We start from the raw sequence: 16974 nt of genomic DNA on the forward strand, positions 1-16974 counted from the left end.
GTGTTTGCCGGAATCAGGGGCGCAGCAGGACGCCGCCCCGCTATGCTCATCCGCTTCGCCGGGGCGGCGCCAAGAAATTCCGGCACAAAGGGCCGTGATCGGTTCAGGTCGTACCGATCGGTTCAGGCCGTGTCAGTTCTGGCCGTCCTCCAGCATTTCGGTCACGAGCGCGGCGATCTGCGAACGCTCGGAGCGGGTGAGCGTGACATGGGCGAAGAGCGGATGCCCCTTCAGTTTCTCGACGACGGCGACGACTCCGTCGTACCGGCCGACGCGGAGGTTGTCCCGCTGCGCCACATCGTGGGTCAGGACGACGCGTGAGTTGGCCCCGATCCGGGACAGCACCGTCAGCAGGACATTGCGCTCCAGGGACTGGGCCTCGTCGACGATGACGAACGCGTCGTGGAGCGAGCGGCCCCGGATATGGGTGAGCGGCAGGACTTCGAGCATGCCGCGCCCGAGAACCTCCTCGATGACCTCACGGCCCGCGACCGCCGAGAGCGTGTCGAAGACCGCCTGGGCCCAGGGGCTCATCTTCTCGGCCTCGGTGCCGGGCAGATAGCCCAGTTCCTGGCCGCCGACCGCGTACAGCGGGCGGAAGACCATCACCTTCTGGTGCTGCCGGCGCTCCAGCACGGCTTCCAGTCCGGCGCAGAGCGCGAGCGCCGACTTCCCGGTGCCGGCCCGGCCGCCGAGGGAGAGGATCCCGATCTCCTGGTCCAGCAGCAGATCGAGGGCGATGCGCTGCTCGGCGCTGCGGCCGTGGATGCCGAACGCCTCGCGGTCGCCGCGCACCAGCCGGACGTTGCCCTCGGCCGTGACCCGGCCGAGGGCCTTGCCGCGCTCGGACTGGAGGACGAGTCCGGTGTGGACCGGCAGCTCGGCCGCCTCGGGGACGTACAGCGACTCCTCGCTGTAGAGGAGGTCCACCTGTTCGGCGGCGAGTGCCAGCTCGGACATCCCGGTCCAGCCGGAGTCGGTGACGGCCAGTTCCGCGCGGTACTCCTCGGCCAGCAGCCCGACGGAGGACGCCTTGATGCGCAGGGGCAGGTCCTTGGAGACGACCGTGACGTCGTACCCCTCGGCCTGGAGGTTTCTCGCCACCGCCAGGATCCGTGAGTCGTTGTCTCCCAACCGGAAGCCGGCCGGGAGGACTCCCGGATCCGAGTGGTTGAGCTCGACCCTGAGTGTGCCGCCCAGATCGCCCAGGGGCAGGGGTGCGTCGAGGCGGCCGTGCCGGACGCGGTAGTCGTCCAGCAGGCGCAGGGCCTGGCGGGCGAAGTACCCCAGTTCCGGATGGTGCCTCTTGGCCTCCAGCTCCGTGATGACCACTATCGGGAGCACGACCTCGTGCTCGTCGAAGCGGGTCGGGGCGTTCGGGTCGGCCAGCAGGACGCTGGTGTCGAGAACGTATGTGCGCCTGTCGGTCATCCGGCGCTTGATGCTGCTGTTCACCACGGAAGGACGTACCCCCTCGGAAGAGGCCGACGGTGCGATGCCGTCGCGGGTCGGAGTCGCCCGCCCACGGCGGGAGGGCTCACCCGCCCGGAGCGGGCGTGATCTCCCCGCCTGGGGCGGGAGATGAGCCGGGCTTCAGACCGCAGTGCGCGGGCCGAGCACCGGCCCTCCCCGAGGTCCGCACGGCAGGTGCGTTCCTTCGTGTGCAAAGGGCCTCCCGGGTGGGCGGTCATGGCCGCCCACTGAGATACGACGTTCGTGGATCGGACGTCGACCTGGAAGGGATATTCCCTCGAAGACCCGTGACCATGCCATGGCAGAGGACGACGGATGGATGAACAGCGGGTGATGTCGTGTGGTCGGGCGTACCGGGAGCCCTTGGACGATCTTCGGCTGCGGGCCCGTGGGCCAGGGCGCGAAGGGCGCGGGGCCTTGATTCTCCGGGGTTCCGGCCGCTTCGGCGGGGTGCCGGTCAGCCGCCGTAGCGGCGGTGGCGGGCCGCGTAGTCGCGCAGCGCGCGGAGGAAGTCGACTTTGCGGAACGCGGGCCAGAAGACTTCGCAGAAGTAGTACTCCGAGTGAGCGCTCTGCCAGAGCATGAACCCGGACAGCCGCTGCTCGCCGCTGGTGCGGATGACGAGGTCGGGATCGGGCTGGCCGCGCGTATAGAGGTGTTCGGAGATATGTTCGACATCGACGATCTCGGCCAGCTCCTCGAAGCTGGTCCCCTTCTCCGCGTGCTCCAGCAGGAGGGAGCGGACGGCGTCGGCGATCTCCTGTCGGCCGCCGTAGCCCACGGCGACGTTCACGAGTATGCCGCCGCGGACGCCGACGGTCGCCTGCTCGGCCTCCTTCAGTACGGACTGCGTGCGGGCGGGCAGCAGATCGAGCGTGCCGACGTGGTGGACGCGCCAGCGGCCGTCGGCGGCGAGGTCGCGCACCGCCTGCTCGATGATGCCGAGGAGCGGGCCCAGTTCCCGCTCGGGGCGGTCCAGGTTGTCGGTGGAGAGCATCCAGAGGGTGACGACCTCGACATCGGTCTCGGCGCACCAGCCGAGCAGTTCCTGGATCTTGCTGGCGCCGGCCTTGTGACCCTGTTCGGTCGTGCCGCCCGCCGCCTTCGCCCAGCGCCGGTTCCCGTCGAGGATGACCCCGATGTGCTTGGGCACCTGGGAGTGGTCGAGTCGGCCTTCCACCCGGCGTGCGTAGAGCCTGTACACCAGGTCACGCAAGTTCACAGAGTCCACCTCTCGGTTCTAAGGGGCTCACCCGCCCCGGTCCGGGGCTCATCGGACGCGGGGCTCGGGGATCCGGGGTCCACCCCGGAGCCGAGCGGGTGACGCGGCACCGGCCCCGGTCCCCGCCCCGTGCGGGGCACATCGTCCGGGCCGTGCGGCAATCCCCTGAAGCCGCCACAGTACTGCGGACCGGGCACGGCGACCCAACCCGGTCTGTCACAAGTCCGTGATAAGGAGGGAAGCGTGACCGATTCCTCTGCCGCAGGCACTGCCGCTTCTTCGAGTTCTTCGATTTCTTCGGGTTCTTCGGGTTCTTCGGGTTCTTCGGGTTCTTCGGGTTCTTCGGGTTCTTCGGGTTTTCCCGACCCGGACCGCTACGAGTCGATGGAGTACCGCCGCAGCGGTCGCTCCGGACTGAGACTCCCCGCCGTCTCCCTCGGCCTCTGGCACAACTTCGGCGACGACCGCACCCTTGATTCACAACGGGCGATCCTGCGCCGTGCCTTCGATTTGGGGGTCACCCACTTCGATCTGGCGAACAACTACGGACCGCCCCCCGGTTCGGCCGAGCTGAACTTCGGCAAGATCTTCGCGCAGGACTTCGCGCCGTACCGGGATGAACTGATTATCTCAACCAAAGCGGGCTATCTCATGCATCCCGGCCCCTACGGCGAGTGGGGATCGCGGAAGTACCTGCTCTCGTCGCTCGACGCCTCCCTGCGACGGATGGGACTGGAGTACGTCGACATCTTCTACTCCCACCGCTTCGACCCGGACACTCCGCTGGAGGAGACGATGGGCGCGCTCGCCTCGGCCGTGCGGCAGGGCAAAGCGCTGTACGCCGGTGTGTCGTCGTACAACGCGGAGCAGACCGCCGAGGCGGCGCGGCTGCTCAAGGAGATGGGGGTGCCCGCGCTCATCCACCAGCCCTCGTACTCGATGATCAACCGCTGGATCGAGGACGACGGGCTTCTCGACACGCTGGAGACGGCGGGCATGGGCTGCATCTCCTTCGTGCCGCTGGCGCAGGGGCTGCTCACCGGCAAGTACCTCAAGGGCATTCCGGAGGGCTCGCGGGCCACCCAGGGCAAGTCGCTCGACCCGGATCTGCTGTCGGACGAGGTCGTACGGCGGCTGCACGGGCTCAACGACATCGCCGCCCGGCGTGGTCAGTCGCTGGCGCAGCTGGCCCTCTGCTGGGTGCTGCGGGATCCGCGGATGACCTCGGCGCTGATCGGCGCGTCGAGCGTGGCCCAGCTGGAGGAGAACGTGGCGGCGCTGACCGGTTCGCCGCTCACGGTGCAGGAGTTGACGGAGATCGACGCGTTCGCCGTGGACACGGAGGGCGCGAACATCTGGGCCCGGCGCGACTGAGGCGGCGCGCCCCGCAGGCGGGCTGGAAATCGGGCGGGATCCCGGGCCGGAAGAAGAACCGGGCCGGTCCGTGGGGGGGGATACGGACCGGCCCGAGGGGGGGTTTCCACCATAACCCTTCGCCGCAGGTGATAGGGGCCACGAGGTGGGGAAGCGCCCCGGATCGCCGCGCCCGATGCGGCAGACGGCGGGGCGCACAAGGGGGCGCGGGCCCCGATTCCACGGGAATCCCGGCCAGCGGAGCCAAGGAATCCGGGCCGGAGCGCCGATCGGGGCCGTAACCCTCAAGAGGGAACCCCGCCAGGGCGCCGCGTTGACAGCGTGTCGGGCGGGGCGATGTCGGGCGGGGGCCGCGATGCCGGGCGGCGGCTGGACCGGCAGGAGCCGGGAGCGGGCGGGGCGGGCGTCTCTCAAAAGGGCAGGGCGGGCATCGTCGGCGTCCTCGGGGGTGTGGGACGGGCTGACCGGCGTCCTCGGGGCGGGCCGATGCGACCCGCGGAAGCTCACGGTCGGTCCGCGTGCCCGAGGGGCTTCCCGAGCCGGAGCAGGGTGATGCCGTCGCGTTCGGCGACGCGCCGGTAGCCGTACGTCCGCTGCGCGGCGTCGAGTTCCGCGGCCTGCTGCTCGGGCGGATAGGGCCAGTGGCCCGCGCGGTACGGCCATGCCACCGGCGGCCTGCTGTCGTGGATGATCCACTCGGCGGTGGGGCGCGGCAGTCTGGTCGCGTCGTACTCGTACAGCCGGGCGTCGACGGGGAAGGTCGGGAAGAGGACGACCTCACAGCGCGAAGTGAGCTGGGGCACGAGTGCGTTGGAGGCGGCGACGGTAGCCCCGTCGGGGATCCGCGCCAGCAGTCCGCGGGCGGCCTCGACATGGGCCGTGGTCCGCCAGGTGGCGCGCTGCGCGAGTTGCGCGAGCGGGAACGACGGCAGCATGACGACGGTCACGGCGAGCACGGTCGCGAGCGAGGCCCGCACATGGCGGGAGGCGAGCGGATGGTCCGTGGCGCGCCAGCGGCGCAGCGCGTCGACGAGCCCGGCGAAGACGATGGGCATCAGGACGGCGCTGTAGTGGAAGGACGTGCCCCAGTGGAATCCGTTCTGGGAGAGCATCCGCCAGGTCAGGGTGGGCAGGGCGAGCAGCGCGATCGGCGAGCGCAGGGCGAGCAGCGCGGACGGGGCGAAGACGAGGATCAGGGTCATGGCCTTGATGTCCGGTCGCAGCGCGTCGAGCGGGGCGAAGGCGAGGGTGGTGAGCAGGGAGGTGTGGGCGCCCTCGCCGAGGTTCTCGCCGTGCGCGTATCCGCCCGCCGGGTGGAACGCGGGCAGCAGCAACTTGATCTCGATCGCCGACGCCGCCAGTCCGGCCACGGCGGTGATCAGCCCGAGCCGCCGGGTCCCCTTCCAGGCGATGTAGCAGCCGAACGCGGCGACGGTGAGGCCCAGGTCCTCCTTGATCAGAACCAGAGGCGCGGCCCAGGCCACGGCCGCGCCCCAGCGCCGCTGTCCGAGCGCGACGACGGCGAACGAGATCAGGGGTACGGCGAGGGCGACCTCGTGGAAGTCGAACGCGACGGCCGACGAGATGCCCCAGCTCAACCCGTATCCGGCGGCGACGATGTGCGCCGGGCGGCGGCCGAGGGTCCGCAGGGCCCAGCCGGCGAGGGGGACGACGCCCAGGGCGATCAGCGCGGACTGCGCGACGAGGAGCGCGAGCGGGGAGGGCCAGATCCGGTAGAGGGGCGCGAGCACGGCGATCGCGGGGTGGAAGTGGTCACCGAGGAGGTTGAAGTCCTCGCCGCGCAAGGGGACGACCGGGGCGCGCAGTTGGGAGTAGGCGCGTACGGCCTGCTCGAAGATGCCGAGGTCGTAGCCGGTCGTGCGCATGAGGAGATGACGGCGTACGGAGACGGTGGCGTACAGCACGAAGAGCGCCGCGGCCCAGCTCCAGGGGAGCAGGGCCGCGGGGAATCGGGCAGCGGGGCGTGATCCGGGCTCCGGCGAGGGCGCGCGTGCGGGTACGGCTGCGGGTGGGGGAATGAGAACGCGCAGCACACCGCGCCGCACCACCGGGTTGTCAGAAAATGTCCGCATACATCCGGATGCTAGACGGGGCCGACCGTGCTGTTCTCTCAGGAGAGCGCGTGTCACAGGGGCTCGGGCGGCCCCGGAAACCAGGGGTTCGGCTCGGGCGTTCGCGGCGGGGGCGCGTGCGCGGGGGTGCTGGTTCGCGGGGCGTGTTCGCAGGGCGCGTGTGCGCTCGGGGGTGTGGGGCGCAGAGTTCGCGGTGCGGGGGTGTGCAGGGGTGCGAGGGTGCGTGCGGGGGTGTGCACGGGTGTGCGGTGTTCGCGGAGCCCCGCTGTCACGCGTCCGCGGGGAACGCGGCCGACGCGCCGAGCAGCAGGCCCACCAGCGCACCGATGATCATAAAAGGTCCGAACGGGATCGCGGTCTTGCGCCCGGCGCGGCCGATGGCCATCAGCCAGGCCCCGTACAGCGATCCGAGCAGAAATCCGGCGAACGCGCCCGCGAGGAGGACGGTCCAGCCGTACCAACCGAGGACCACGCCGAGGGAGAGGGCGAGTTTGACATCGCCGAAGCCGAGGCCGTTCGGATGGATCAGGAACAGTACGAGGTACGCGCCCCCCAGGGCGAGACCGCCCAGGAGGGCGGTTGGCCAGGAACCCGCCGTTCCGGGCAGCGGGGACACCGCTCCCAGCAGCACGGCCGAGGCGGCCGCGAGCGTGAGCGTGAGCTGGTCGGGCAGGCGGTGGACCCGCAGGTCGACGAGGGCGAGCAGTACGGCGACGGGTGCGAGCGCCAGCCACACCGCCAGTTCGGGGCGCGGGCCGCTCGCGGCGGCGAGGGCGGCGCAGGCGAGGGCGGTGACCAGGGGGATGGTGACCGTGGGGGCGTTGGCGGCGGGGGCGTCGGCGGCCGGGGCGTCGGCTGCGGGCGTGTCGGCGGCGGGGCGGTTCATCGCCGGGAGGGGTGGGGCGGCTCCGAGGTCCGGGGTTCCGGCGCGGGGCTCGACGGTCGCGGTCTCGGTCTCCGGGGTCGCAGTCTCGGCGGTCGCGTCGGGGGTTCCCGTCGCCGGTTCCGCGGCCGTCTTCGTGGCGGGCGTCGTGGTCGTCCGGGTGGTGGGCGTCGTGGTGCTCTGCGTGGCGGTCTTCGTAGCGCAGCGCGGGCACCGTACGCCACCGAGCCAGCCACGCGCGGACCGGGTGAAGGGGTGTCCGGCCGGGCAGGCGTCACGCCAGGCTTCCTCCGGCTCGACGGAGAGCCGGTACGCGGCGCGGGGAACGAGGAGCCCCGCGGCGGCGCCCCAGAGGGCGGCGACGGCGATCAGCGTGGCGTACACGGCAGTGAGGGTAGGGGCCACCACCCGCCGGGTCATGGGCCCTGGGACCCACTCCGCCGGTCGCGTCGGGGCGCTACGGTCTGCGCCATGGGGCGACGGCGTCAATGGCGGGACGGCACGGGCACTTTGCTGGTCGACGGACAGGGGCCGCCGGTGCCGGTGGAGATCGCGGCGACGTACGGGAGGCGGCGGCGCGGACTGTTGGGCCGGGACGGCATCGAGGGCGCGATACTCCTCACTCCGTGCAACAGCGTTCACAGTTTCCGGATGCGCTTCCCCATCGACGTCGCCTATCTCGACCGCGAGTTGCGGGTCCTCGACGTCCACGTCCTGAGACCGGGCCGACTCGGCCGGCCACGCTTGCGGGCACACCATGTGCTGGAGGCGGAGGCCGGGGCGATGGCGGGGTGGGGTGTGCGGAGCGGTGTGCGGCTGACGATCGGGTGACTCGGGCTTACGGAGCGTCGGCGGGTTGGAGGCTCGGGCGCGGCCCTGCTCCGTACACCGGCACCGCCTCCCCGCGGCTCCGTCCGGGAAGTACCCGGGACCGGCCGGGGAGTACCCGGGACCGGCCGCGAGTACCCGGGACCGGCCGGGAGTCAGCGGGCGTGGGGCTCCCCCGGCGCGGGCGGTGGAATGGGGCGACGGCGCATCAGGAGGGTCCAGAGCACCAGGGAGAGAACCAGCGCCGTGCCCAGGCCGATGCCCGTGTACCCGATCAGCCTCATCGTCTGCTTCCGGTCGCTGTCACCGCCGGTCAGGCCAGCGCGCACCGCATTCAGGTCCTTGCCGACGACGCCGAAACCGGCCGCGAACTCGTCGCCGTCATAGGCGGGTCGCGGCTGGGCGTCGCCTTCGACGGCGACCCGCAGGCTGACGGGCAGCGACCGCTCCACGCGCCGGTCGACGGTGACACGGATGTAGTACCAGCCGGCGAAGCGCATGGCACCGGCGGCCGGCTCGTCCGAGGTGCGGTTGGCGAAGGCGACCGGGGCGGTGCCCAGCGAGGCGTCCACGGCCTCGCCCGCGCGGTCGGCGTCGGCGCTGTCGACGAAGCCGCGCGCGGTGTTGAAGAGGGTGAGCCGCAGACCGTCGGTCACCGTCCGCGCCGACTCCGAACTTCCGCCGCCTCCGCCGCCGTCGGCGAACTTCGCCTTGAGGAAGAGCTGCTGCCCCCAGTCGACGGGCACCTTGTAGAACCGGCTCTCACCGGGGTCGAGCCGGTCCCGCCACTCCCCTGTGCCGACGGCGAAGGCATCGTTGAACCCCGATCCGCCGCTGACGTCCTTCGGCTGCCCCAACTCCTCCTCGGGTGCCCTGGAGTTCCACGATGACGGTGCCGGTGGCGTCGACTCACCGTCCTTCAGGCCGGGTTCGGTCATGAACTTCAGCTCCAAGGGCCAGTCGCGGGCCCTGGAACCGCCCGACGAGCCGACCCACTCGACGCTGTAGAGGTACTCGCCGGCCTCCTGGCACTCCCGGCCCGCGCCGATGCGGCGGGTGGAGTAGTCGGCGACCGGCCGGGCCGTCGCCCCGCCGAAGGTGATGTCGGTGCCGTCGCTGCACTGCGCGCCGTCGGCGGACTCCAGGTTGACCCGGACGCCGTCCGTACCGGCGACCTCGCTGCCGGGCGGCGGGGCCAGTACGGCCGAGACATAGGCATGGCTCGAACCGTCGAGGCCGATTCTGTAGAACTTCCGCTCGCCCGCGGAGATGGTGTCGGCGTAGGTCCCCGGCCGCAGCAACGGCCCGTCGGCGCTGGAGGACGCGCCCTTCACCGGGCTCGCGTCCGGGGCGATTCTGTACGGCTCCACCGACCAGTCGGGCGTGACGGCGCGGGCGGGCGGCGCGAGTTGGACGAACACCTGGGCGAGTGCGAGGACGGTCATCCCTCCGACGGTCAGCGCCCTGGCCGCCGTGCCACCTACCGTCAGCCGCCTCACCGCCGTCCCGCCTACGGCTGGTTTCCCGACCGCCGTCCGGCCGACGGCAAGCCAGCTTTCCGCTGTCCCGCCGACGGCAAGCCTTCTGGCCGCTGTCCCACCGGCAGCCAGTCCTGTCGCCGCCAGCCCTCTGACGGCCGGTCCTGTGGCCGCCAGTCGTCCGACGACCGCTCTCCCGAACGCCGTCACGGCGGCCGCCGCCCTCCCCCGCCTCATCCGCGCGCTCCTCAGCCCACTCGGCCGAACGCTCCATCCGACCGTTCCGTCTGCCGCCACATCGATTGCCACATCGACCGGCGCACCGACCGGCGCCGCACCGACCGGCGAACAACCCGCCTACGACCGGCGCGTCGATCGGCACGTCGAACCGGCGCGTCGATCTTCCGGTGCGGCCGACGACCGGCCGCAGCGTACTGCGGTCCGGCCGTCATACATATGACCGATACAACAAATGAGACTGCCCCGCGTTCAGCACGCACTCAGACGGAGGTCCCACCACCACCGCCCGTCGGGAAGGTGACCTCGACCCGCCGGTTCTTCCTGCGGCCCTCCTCGGTCGCGTTGTCGGCGATCGGGTAGTCCTCGCTGTAGCCACGGACCTCATAGGTGATCCCGGCGTCGTTCAACTGCTGGCTGAGCACCCCGTGGACGGCGTCGGCACGCTGTTTGGAGAGCACCTTGCCGTGTTCGTACGCACCGAGGTTGTCCGTGAACCCGAAGACCCTGATCTTCTTCGCGTTGTGCTTCTTGATCTCCGTGACGATCGCCGAGACCCGGCCGCTGGCCTCGGGGGTCAGCTTGGCGCTGTTCTTGCCGAAGAGGACCTCGGCCTGGAGCGCCAGCGTCAGCGAGGTGGGGGTCTCCTGGCGGCGCTCCTCCCCGCCCTCGGACTCGACGATGGAGACGACGTCGAGTACGCGCGGCTCGGCGAGGGTGGCCCCGTCGCGCATCTTCAGGCCAGGATCGGTGGGGTCGATCCGGGGCGGTGCGGTGGGGTCGACGCCTGATGGGGGGCTGGGGGTCTCGTCGGCCGCGACGCCGGTCGCGGCGGTGAGCTGGAACCCACTGAACAGGAGCAACACGGCGAGAGACACGGCCGCCGGATGTCGGAGCGCCGGATACCGGTTTCCCCGTTGCCTGTGTCCGGGGTGCCGGCGTCCCAGGGCCCTCGGCACGGGTCCGTCTTCCGCCGGGCTGCCGTCGCGTACCGCGATCCCGCCGCCCATCAGGAGAGCTCGATTGTGGCGGTGGGCATCAGCGGGATCTGGAGATCGACCTCGTTGGTCCCCTCCGGCGGCGACGGGAACTGGGCGAAGAAGTCGACGGCCTGACCCGCTTCGAGCGTGCTGAGACCGGTCGTGGTCAACGGGAAGCCATCGGTGTCGCGGAGGACGTAGTAGCGCTTCTTGCCCTTCTTGTCGATGAGGGTCATACCGGCGAAGGACGGGCCGGTCTGCTTGACCTTGGTCTCCTCGCCGTTCCACTGAAGCGGCGGGAACTGCTGCTTGCCGCTGGTGTTCTTGACCGAGCCCGAGACCGTCAGAAACCCGCCCGTGTCCCGTGCGGCGCTGTGGATGACGATCTGGAACCCGTTGCTGCCATTGATGGTGGCGAGTGTCCTGCTGGTGTCCGGCACGGTCGTGCCGTCGCGGTCCTTCGACTGGTCCGGCTTCCCCGGGTCGTCCGCGGAGGTCGACGCGGCCGGTCCCTTCTCGTCCGAGCGGTCTTCACCGCCGCCGCCACAGGCCGTCAGCGAGAGCGACAGCGCGGCGGCCACCAGGGCGGACGCCGCCGCCCTACGGGTCTTCGCTCCGTGCCGAGTACTCATCAGTGCTGTTCCTTTGCGTTCGGTCGCGGTCGGTCAGTCCTCAGCCAGCCGGACGGTGAGGAGGTCGGACATGTCGGGGAGGGTGTCCGGGTTCTGCGGGTCGAGGTCGAAGTCGCCGTCATCGCAGAGGAGTCTGCCCAAGGGCGGCTCCTCGGCCGGTTCGCCCCCGTCATCGCCGGGCGAGGACTCGGTCGTCGGCTCGGACTGGCTCGACGTGGGTACGGGCTCGTCGGGGTCGAAGGCGCACAGGGGTTCCACGACGGCGGTGGCCGTGGCCTCGGCGTGCTGATTCTCGGTGCCCGGCAGGATGGTGTCACCGACGGGCTTCTGGGATCGGACCCGTACGGTGAACCCCCAGCGTCCGTCGCCCAGCGCCGTACAGCCGCCCGGAGTCACGAGGGTCCCGTTCTCGGCGGCGAGCCGGTCGGCGGCGGCACATCCGGCGCCGGTGGTGCCGAGGGGCTCGCCTGCGAGTAGGCGGCGCAGGAAGTCGAGGTCGACGGGCTCCTGCCACAGGGTGCTGCCCAGCTCGTCGCGGGACTCCTGGGCAGCGGCGAGGGCGGCGGCGTCCGCGCCCGACTGGGCGCCGTTACGGGTCGCGCCCGCCTGCCCGACGGCGAAGAACGCGAGCGCGAGGAAGAGCAGACCGGCCACCATGGCGATATAGACGGGAGCGGCCTGCCCCACGTCACGCTCGGAGTCGGTGACCGATCGAGCGGCTACTTGCCGCCACCACCGCTGCCCAGGATTCCCGCGACCTTGGACTTCAGTCCGGTGGCGATGTCGTTGGCCACGCCCGAGCCGACGATGGCCGCGATGATCAGGGCCACCAGCACGATCACACCCACGTACTCCACCGCGCCCTGCCCCCGGTCGCGGCGCTCCCGCGTGGTGCGCGCCGTCGCCGCCAACCAGGTGCCGACCAGTATCCGGGTCCTGACCACGGCCCTCAGCGTCATGTTCGGCATCGTCTTCCTCCTGGCCTGTGCAGACGGCTGCGCCAGGACTGTACGCCGGGCCCGTACGGCGACGATTGGGCCCTTGGGCCCAATGGCGGGCCCAAGGCGCTGGAGAGGAAGGGAAGTTCCGCGGGGCGGCGCGTTCGGTCATGCCGGTCCCGTCCCCCTCCGTGCGTACCCGTGCCAGATGGCGATGGCCTCGCCCCGGCTGCCCGCGTTCAACTTGGCGAAGATGCGGTTGATGTGGTTCTTGACCGTCTTCTGGCTGATGAAGCAGGACGCGGCGATCTGCTGATTGGTCAACCCTGACGCGATCAGCTCCATCACCTCCAACTCCCGCCTGCTCAGCTCGGTGATCACTCCCCGCAGCCTCTCGGCCACACCGGGCACCGGGTTCGAATGTCCCACATCCGGTTGCGTATGCGAAGACTGTTGAGCAGATTCGAAGGCCGCGCCCAGACCGTCCGGCAGCGCACCGGAACCACGACCGGTCCGCCCGGAACCGCGTGCCCCGGCAGCGCGCACTCCGGCCACCAGTGCTCCGCCTGCCGAGTAGCTGAAGGCGGCCCGGCCCGCCCTGATGTCCCGGACGGCGGTGACCAGTTGCTCGGCGGTGAACTCTCCGTGCACGAGATAGCCGCCCGCACCGAGCCTCAGCGCCTCGTGGATGATCTCACTCTCGCTGCTGTACGTCATCATCAGAACCGGGGCCAGCCGCACCAGATGCGGCAGGGCCGATATGCCGTCGACCACGGGCATACGGACGTCCAGGAGCACCACGTCGGGTCGGTGCCGGACCACCGCCTCGTACGCCTGGCGGCCGTCGGCGGCCTCCGCGACGACATCGAGATCGGCGCGGCCCTGCAACAGCGCGGTCAGGCCCGCCCGTACGACGGGGTTGTCGTCGGCGACGACAATCCGCAGCCGCCGGGGTGTCGGCACCGGGTCCGGCGATGGCGGGAATCGGTCGGTGGCCACCGAGGACGCCGGGCCCAGGGGGGCTCCCCCGGTGCGGTCGGAACCGCGCTGGGGGGCATGTGAGGACGTGTGCTGCGAGATATGCGACTGATGAATCCGATGCTGTTGCGAATGGTTCGAGTAGTCGTCCGGCATGGCTGCGGCCTCCTCTCAGTAGGGGGACGGTCAGTGGTGGAGAGGCGTTGGGTGGGGCGGTGGGTGCGACGGCGGTCCGGTGGTCCGGGCGATTCCGGTACGGGGAGCGGGCTGGCCGGAGACGTCGGGCGCGGGTGCTTGGGCGGGTCCGGGCGCGGGCGCTTGGGCCGGTCCGGGCGCGGGTCCGGGTGCCGATCCCGCCGGGGGACCTTGGGCGGACCCAGGCACGGGTCCGTGCCCAGAGCCCGGCGCGGGTCCGTGCCCAGAGCCCGGCGCGGGTCCGTGCCCAGAGCCCTGCGGGGACAGCAGCGCGGCGACCGGCAGTTCCAGCAGTACCTCCGTGCCCTTCGCCGCCCGCCCCCGGCCGATCCGGATCCGCGCGCCGATGGAGGCGGCCCGTTCGACCATGCCGACCAGACCGAAGTGGCCCGCCCGCCGGAGCCCTTCGAGGGTGGTGCCGGGCGGCAGGCCCGTGCCGTCGTCGTACACGCGGATCGTCAGCAGATCGCCGACGACGCCCGCCGATACGTCGAGCCGAGTCGGGCTGCCGTGGCGTTGGGCGTTCTCCATCGCCTCCGACACGACGGTCAGCACCTGCCGGGCCATCGGCACCGGTACGGCGGGCACCGCTCCGATCCGGCGGAATCCGGCCCGTACACCACCGTTCCGGGTGAAATCGTCGGTACGGGCGGCGAGTTCGGCTGCCAGGTCGACCGGGCCGCCGCCGTCGAGGCCGGACTCCCGGCGCAGATCGGAGAGGAGTTCCCGTGACTCGGCGGCTGCCCTGCGCGCCGCGCGAGCCACGAGTTCGGCCTGGCGCCTGACCGTGAGGGGGTCCATCCGGTCGGCGTCGCCCGCCAGCCCGTCGGCCGCGAGCGCCAGTCCGTGCAGGGTCTTGGCCACCGAGTCGTGCATCTCGCGGGCGAGCCTGGCCCGTTCCTCCTCGATCGCCCCGCTGACCGCGAGCCTGGCCCGCGCCTCCGTCAGCGCCTGGCTCGCCGCCCCGAAGCCCAGCATCAGATTCCGCAGGGTGCTGCCGATAGCCCCGCTCAGGACGCAGACCCCCGGCAGCAGCAGGGCGGCGAAGTGCGCGTCGGCGTTGGCGTTGACCGCGTACGCGGCGGCGATGATGAGCGACTGGAGTATCGCGAAGACCGCCGCGCCCCGCCAGCCGTAGATCAGTCCGGCGAGCAGCGGGGTGCAGATGGTGACGTACGCGAGTGTCGAGTCGGGCGACGCCGTGATCAGCAGCAGCGCGCCGAAGGTCATATCGGCCCCGAGGAGCCAGGGGTGACGCAGCAGAACGGGGCCGAACCGCTCCCAGTCGCGGAGCAGGACGTACGAGGTCATGAAGGTGATCAGGACCGCAGCGCCGACGAGCCAGCTCGCCGGGCCCGGTCGTGAACCGGCGAGGGCGAAGGGGGCTGCCAGCACGATCATCGCGAGCCGGAAGCCGAAGACCTGGCGGCACAGCGCCTGGAGGGCGTTGACCTGGATGGGGAGCGGGGGGAGTCGGTCGGATCCCGTGGAGGCGGCGGTGGACGGCGGCGCGCCGGGGTCGTCGCCGCGCGGTACGGGCTCTCCGGGTGCGCTTTCCGGGATCGGGGCCATGGTCTCTCTTTCACCTCCGGTTCGCTGGATTCCGTGGGAGACGCGACGTGATGCGGGGACTGGCTTCGGGTCCGGCCTTCAAGAACGGGTTTCGGGAACAGGTTTCGGGGACGGGCTTGGGGCACGAACGTCGGGATCGGGCATCGGGCATCGGGCTACGGGATTGGGGGCGGTGCCGGCTTCCGGATCCGGGCTTCGGTGAGCGGCCGGTTCAGCCTCCCAGGACGTCCCCGAGGTCCACCCCGGAGCCGTAGTAGAAGCTCATGACGATCAGGATCATGGTCGCGGGGAGCATGATCAGAGTGACCACGAGCGTGGACTTGGGCACCGCCTTGGCCGCCGCGCGCCGGGCGTTCTGAGCGTCCGTGCGGCGCATGTCGGTGGCGATCTGTATGAGGGTCTCGACGATCGGCGCGCCCAGCTCCTCGCCCTGCTGGAGGGCGGTGACGAACATCGACACCTGGTCGGAGTCATTGCGCTTGCGTAGTTGGTCGAAGGCGTCACGGCGGCTGACGCCCATGTCCATCTGCCGCAGGGTGATGTGGAGTTCGTCCGCCCAGGGGCCCTCGTACTTCTCCGCGACGCGTTCGAGGGCCTGCCGGAAGCCGAGCCCGGCGGAGACGACGACGGCGAGGACATCGAGGAAGTCGGGCAGCGTGCGCTCGATGTCGGCGCGGCGTCGGCGGATGGCGGCCCTGATGATGACATCGGTCCAGGTGAGCCCGAAGACCAGCGCGCAGAGCGCGATCACGAACTGGCCACGCAGCAGCATCGAGAAGGCCGCCAGCACCCCCAGGGCTCCGTACACCGCGCGGCGGGCGGCATAGCGGTCCACCGTCATTCCGCCGGGGTTGCCCGCCTTGTCGAGCCGCCGCCGCAACGCGTCGACCCGCTTGGGCCCCATGGCGTTCAGCACAGCGGGCGCGTACCGCATCCCGAGCCGGTCGATGCCCGAGCCCACCGCGGTCGTACGGGTGGAGCCGACCTCCAGCGCGAGCGCCAGGTCGCCGGGGAGTCTGGCGTCGGCGCGGTACATGCGGACGCCATGGAAGATCCCGTACACCGACACCGCGAGGAGCGCGGCCAGCAGCAGTCCCATCATCGGCTCCTCTCCCTCAGACCTGGATCCGGGACATACGGCGGATCAGGAGTCCGCCCAGTGCGTAGAGCGCGATGGCGATGAGCGTGGCGAGCTGTCCCGTCACCGAGCCGGTCATCTTGTCCAGTGCGCCGGGCGACATCGTGTTGATCATCAGCAGGAAGCCGAATCCGAGGAGCGGCACGGCGAGGGCGGTGACCTTGATCTGGGAGAGCATGGTGGTGACCTCGCGGCGGGTCTCCTTCCGCTCCTCCAGGGTCTCGGTGAGGTTCCGCAGTGAGGTGACGACCTGGCCGCCCGCCCGGTTGGCGAGGATGAGGGTGGTGACGAGGACGATGAGTTCACGGGACGGCAGCCGGTCGCCGAGTTCGCCGAGTGCTTCGTCGAGGCTCTGGCCGACGGCGAGCTGGTCGGCGACGATGCCCAGTTCGTGGCCGGCCGGGTCGTCGAGTTCCTCGGCCGCCATGGTGAGCGCGGTGCGCAGCGCGAGACCGGCCTGGGTGGCGTTGGCGAGGACGCGGGTGAACTCGGGGAGCTGGTTGACGAAAGCCTCGGTGCGCTTGGCCTGCTGCCAGTTGAGGAAGGCCCGCGCGCCCCAGACGCCGGCGAAGGCGGCGAGCACCCCGAAGAAGGGCGTGAAGATCGCGCTGATGACGAGGTACACGGCGAGCAGGGCCGCGGCCGCGTAGACGACGTACTCGCCGACGGTCAGATCGAGGCCGGTCGCCGCGATCTTCCGTTCGACGCGTCGGCCGGGCCGGGTGCCGCGGATCTTCCGGTCGATGCCGGCGAAGCGCCGCCGTCGGCCGTGGACGGCCGGCAGCTGTCCGGCCTGGGACATGCGGTCGACCAGCGCCTGTCGCTGTGCGCGGCCCGACGCGTAGACGTGTACGCCGATGACGGAGAGCACACAGGCGAGCAGTGTGACTCCGACCGTCAGGAGCGGAAGGTTGTTCATGTCGGGCGCGACCTTCTCCGGGGTGGTGGGGGCG

The 16974-nt window shown here is 71.1% G+C and carries 14 protein-coding genes and 1 pseudogene; 2 read left to right on the top strand and 13 right to left on the bottom strand.

The features are described from left to right. Nucleotides 1–132 precede the first annotated feature (132 nt). Nucleotides 133–1431, bottom strand: coding sequence for a PhoH family protein (locus tag ACWEFL_RS11425; RefSeq protein ID WP_451710827.1), 1299 nt, complete (start codon nt 1429–1431; stop codon nt 133–135). 499 nt (nt 1432–1930) lie between these two features. After that, entirely contained in the window at nt 1931–2695 is a 765-nt protein-coding gene (locus ACWEFL_RS11430) for an isoprenyl transferase (RefSeq protein ID WP_451710482.1), read from the bottom strand. Nucleotides 2696–3067: 372 nt separating this feature from the next. On the opposite strand from ACWEFL_RS11430, the pseudogene mgrA reads away from it, so the two are divergent. After that, nucleotides 3068–4069: pseudogene (gene mgrA, locus ACWEFL_RS11435) on the top strand (L-glyceraldehyde 3-phosphate reductase); the annotation flags it as partial. Nucleotides 4070–4572: 503 nt separating this feature from the next. On the opposite strand, the gene ACWEFL_RS11440 reads toward mgrA, so the two are convergent. Together ACWEFL_RS11440 and ACWEFL_RS11445 are read right to left on the bottom strand one after the other, a co-directional pair. Beyond that, entirely contained in the window at nt 4573–6162 is a 1590-nt protein-coding gene (locus ACWEFL_RS11440; protein WP_451710484.1) for a DUF2079 domain-containing protein, read from the bottom strand. A 268-nt stretch (nt 6163–6430) separates the two neighbouring features. After that, entirely contained in the window at nt 6431–7429 is a 999-nt protein-coding gene (locus ACWEFL_RS11445) for a prepilin peptidase (RefSeq protein ID WP_451710486.1), read from the bottom strand. Between the two features lie 87 nt (nt 7430–7516). Between ACWEFL_RS11445 and ACWEFL_RS11450 the strand changes: the two genes are divergently transcribed. Beyond that, nucleotides 7517–7876 carry a DUF192 domain-containing protein gene (locus tag ACWEFL_RS11450; RefSeq protein ID WP_451710488.1) on the top strand — a complete coding sequence of 120 codons (360 nt, stop codon included), beginning with the start codon at nt 7517–7519 and terminating at the stop codon, nt 7874–7876. Between the two features lie 152 nt (nt 7877–8028). Here ACWEFL_RS11450 and ACWEFL_RS11455 read toward each other — a convergent pair whose 3' ends face one another. From ACWEFL_RS11455 to ACWEFL_RS11495, 9 genes are all read right to left on the bottom strand, one after another. After that, nucleotides 8029–9318, bottom strand: a complete 1290-nt coding sequence (locus ACWEFL_RS11455; protein WP_451710490.1) for a hypothetical protein — start codon at nt 9316–9318, stop codon at nt 8029–8031. Between the two features lie 533 nt (nt 9319–9851). Next, on the bottom strand, nt 9852–10466 hold the full coding sequence (locus tag ACWEFL_RS11460) for an OmpA family protein (protein ID WP_451710492.1): 615 nt from the start codon (nt 10464–10466) through the stop codon (nt 9852–9854). Between the two features lie 131 nt (nt 10467–10597). Beyond that, nucleotides 10598–11200 carry a hypothetical protein gene (locus ACWEFL_RS11465; protein WP_451710494.1) on the bottom strand — a complete coding sequence of 201 codons (603 nt, stop codon included), beginning with the start codon at nt 11198–11200 and terminating at the stop codon, nt 10598–10600. Nucleotides 11201–11233: 33 nt separating this feature from the next. Next, the gene (locus ACWEFL_RS11470) at nt 11234–11887 is read right to left on the bottom strand and encodes a pilus assembly protein TadG-related protein (protein WP_451710496.1); all 654 of its coding nucleotides are present in this window, start codon (nt 11885–11887) and stop codon (nt 11234–11236) included. A gap of 32 nt (nt 11888–11919) precedes the next feature. Further along, on the bottom strand, nt 11920–12168 hold the full coding sequence (locus ACWEFL_RS11475; protein ID WP_451710498.1) for a hypothetical protein: 249 nt from the start codon (nt 12166–12168) through the stop codon (nt 11920–11922). 138 nt (nt 12169–12306) lie between these two features. Then, the gene (locus ACWEFL_RS11480; RefSeq protein ID WP_451710500.1) at nt 12307–13272 is read right to left on the bottom strand and encodes a response regulator; all 966 of its coding nucleotides are present in this window, start codon (nt 13270–13272) and stop codon (nt 12307–12309) included. 30 nt (nt 13273–13302) lie between these two features. Next, nucleotides 13303–14883, bottom strand: a complete 1581-nt coding sequence (locus ACWEFL_RS11485) for a sensor histidine kinase (RefSeq protein WP_451710502.1) — start codon at nt 14881–14883, stop codon at nt 13303–13305. A gap of 211 nt (nt 14884–15094) precedes the next feature. Further along, entirely contained in the window at nt 15095–15982 is an 888-nt protein-coding gene (locus tag ACWEFL_RS11490) for a DUF5936 domain-containing protein (protein WP_451710829.1), read from the bottom strand. Between the two features lie 16 nt (nt 15983–15998). Continuing rightward, nucleotides 15999–16940 carry a type II secretion system F family protein gene (locus ACWEFL_RS11495; RefSeq protein WP_451710504.1) on the bottom strand — a complete coding sequence of 314 codons (942 nt, stop codon included), beginning with the start codon at nt 16938–16940 and terminating at the stop codon, nt 15999–16001. Nucleotides 16941–16974: the final 34 nt, after the last annotated feature.

This window comes from Streptomyces sp. NPDC004838, from assembly GCF_053600955.1.

Coding starts and splice junctions, on each gene's coding strand:
- ACWEFL_RS11425 (WP_451710827.1), bottom strand. CDS start 1,431: ATGACCGACAGGCGCACATACGTTCTCGACACCAGCGTCCTGCTGGCC.
- ACWEFL_RS11440 (WP_451710484.1), bottom strand. CDS start 6,162: ATGCGGACATTTTCTGACAACCCGGTGGTGCGGCGCGGTGTGCTGCGC.
- ACWEFL_RS11450 (WP_451710488.1), top strand. CDS start 7,517: ATGGGGCGACGGCGTCAATGGCGGGACGGCACGGGCACTTTGCTGGTC.
- ACWEFL_RS11455 (WP_451710490.1), bottom strand. CDS start 9,318: ATGACCGTCCTCGCACTCGCCCAGGTGTTCGTCCAACTCGCGCCGCCC.
- ACWEFL_RS11465 (WP_451710494.1), bottom strand. CDS start 11,200: ATGAGTACTCGGCACGGAGCGAAGACCCGTAGGGCGGCGGCGTCCGCC.
- ACWEFL_RS11475 (WP_451710498.1), bottom strand. CDS start 12,168: ATGCCGAACATGACGCTGAGGGCCGTGGTCAGGACCCGGATACTGGTC.
- ACWEFL_RS11480 (WP_451710500.1), bottom strand. CDS start 13,272: ATGCCGGACGACTACTCGAACCATTCGCAACAGCATCGGATTCATCAG.
- ACWEFL_RS11485 (WP_451710502.1), bottom strand. CDS start 14,883: ATGGCCCCGATCCCGGAAAGCGCACCCGGAGAGCCCGTACCGCGCGGC.
- ACWEFL_RS11490 (WP_451710829.1), bottom strand. CDS start 15,982: ATGGGACTGCTGCTGGCCGCGCTCCTCGCGGTGTCGGTGTACGGGATC.
- ACWEFL_RS11495 (WP_451710504.1), bottom strand. CDS start 16,940: ATGAACAACCTTCCGCTCCTGACGGTCGGAGTCACACTGCTCGCCTGT.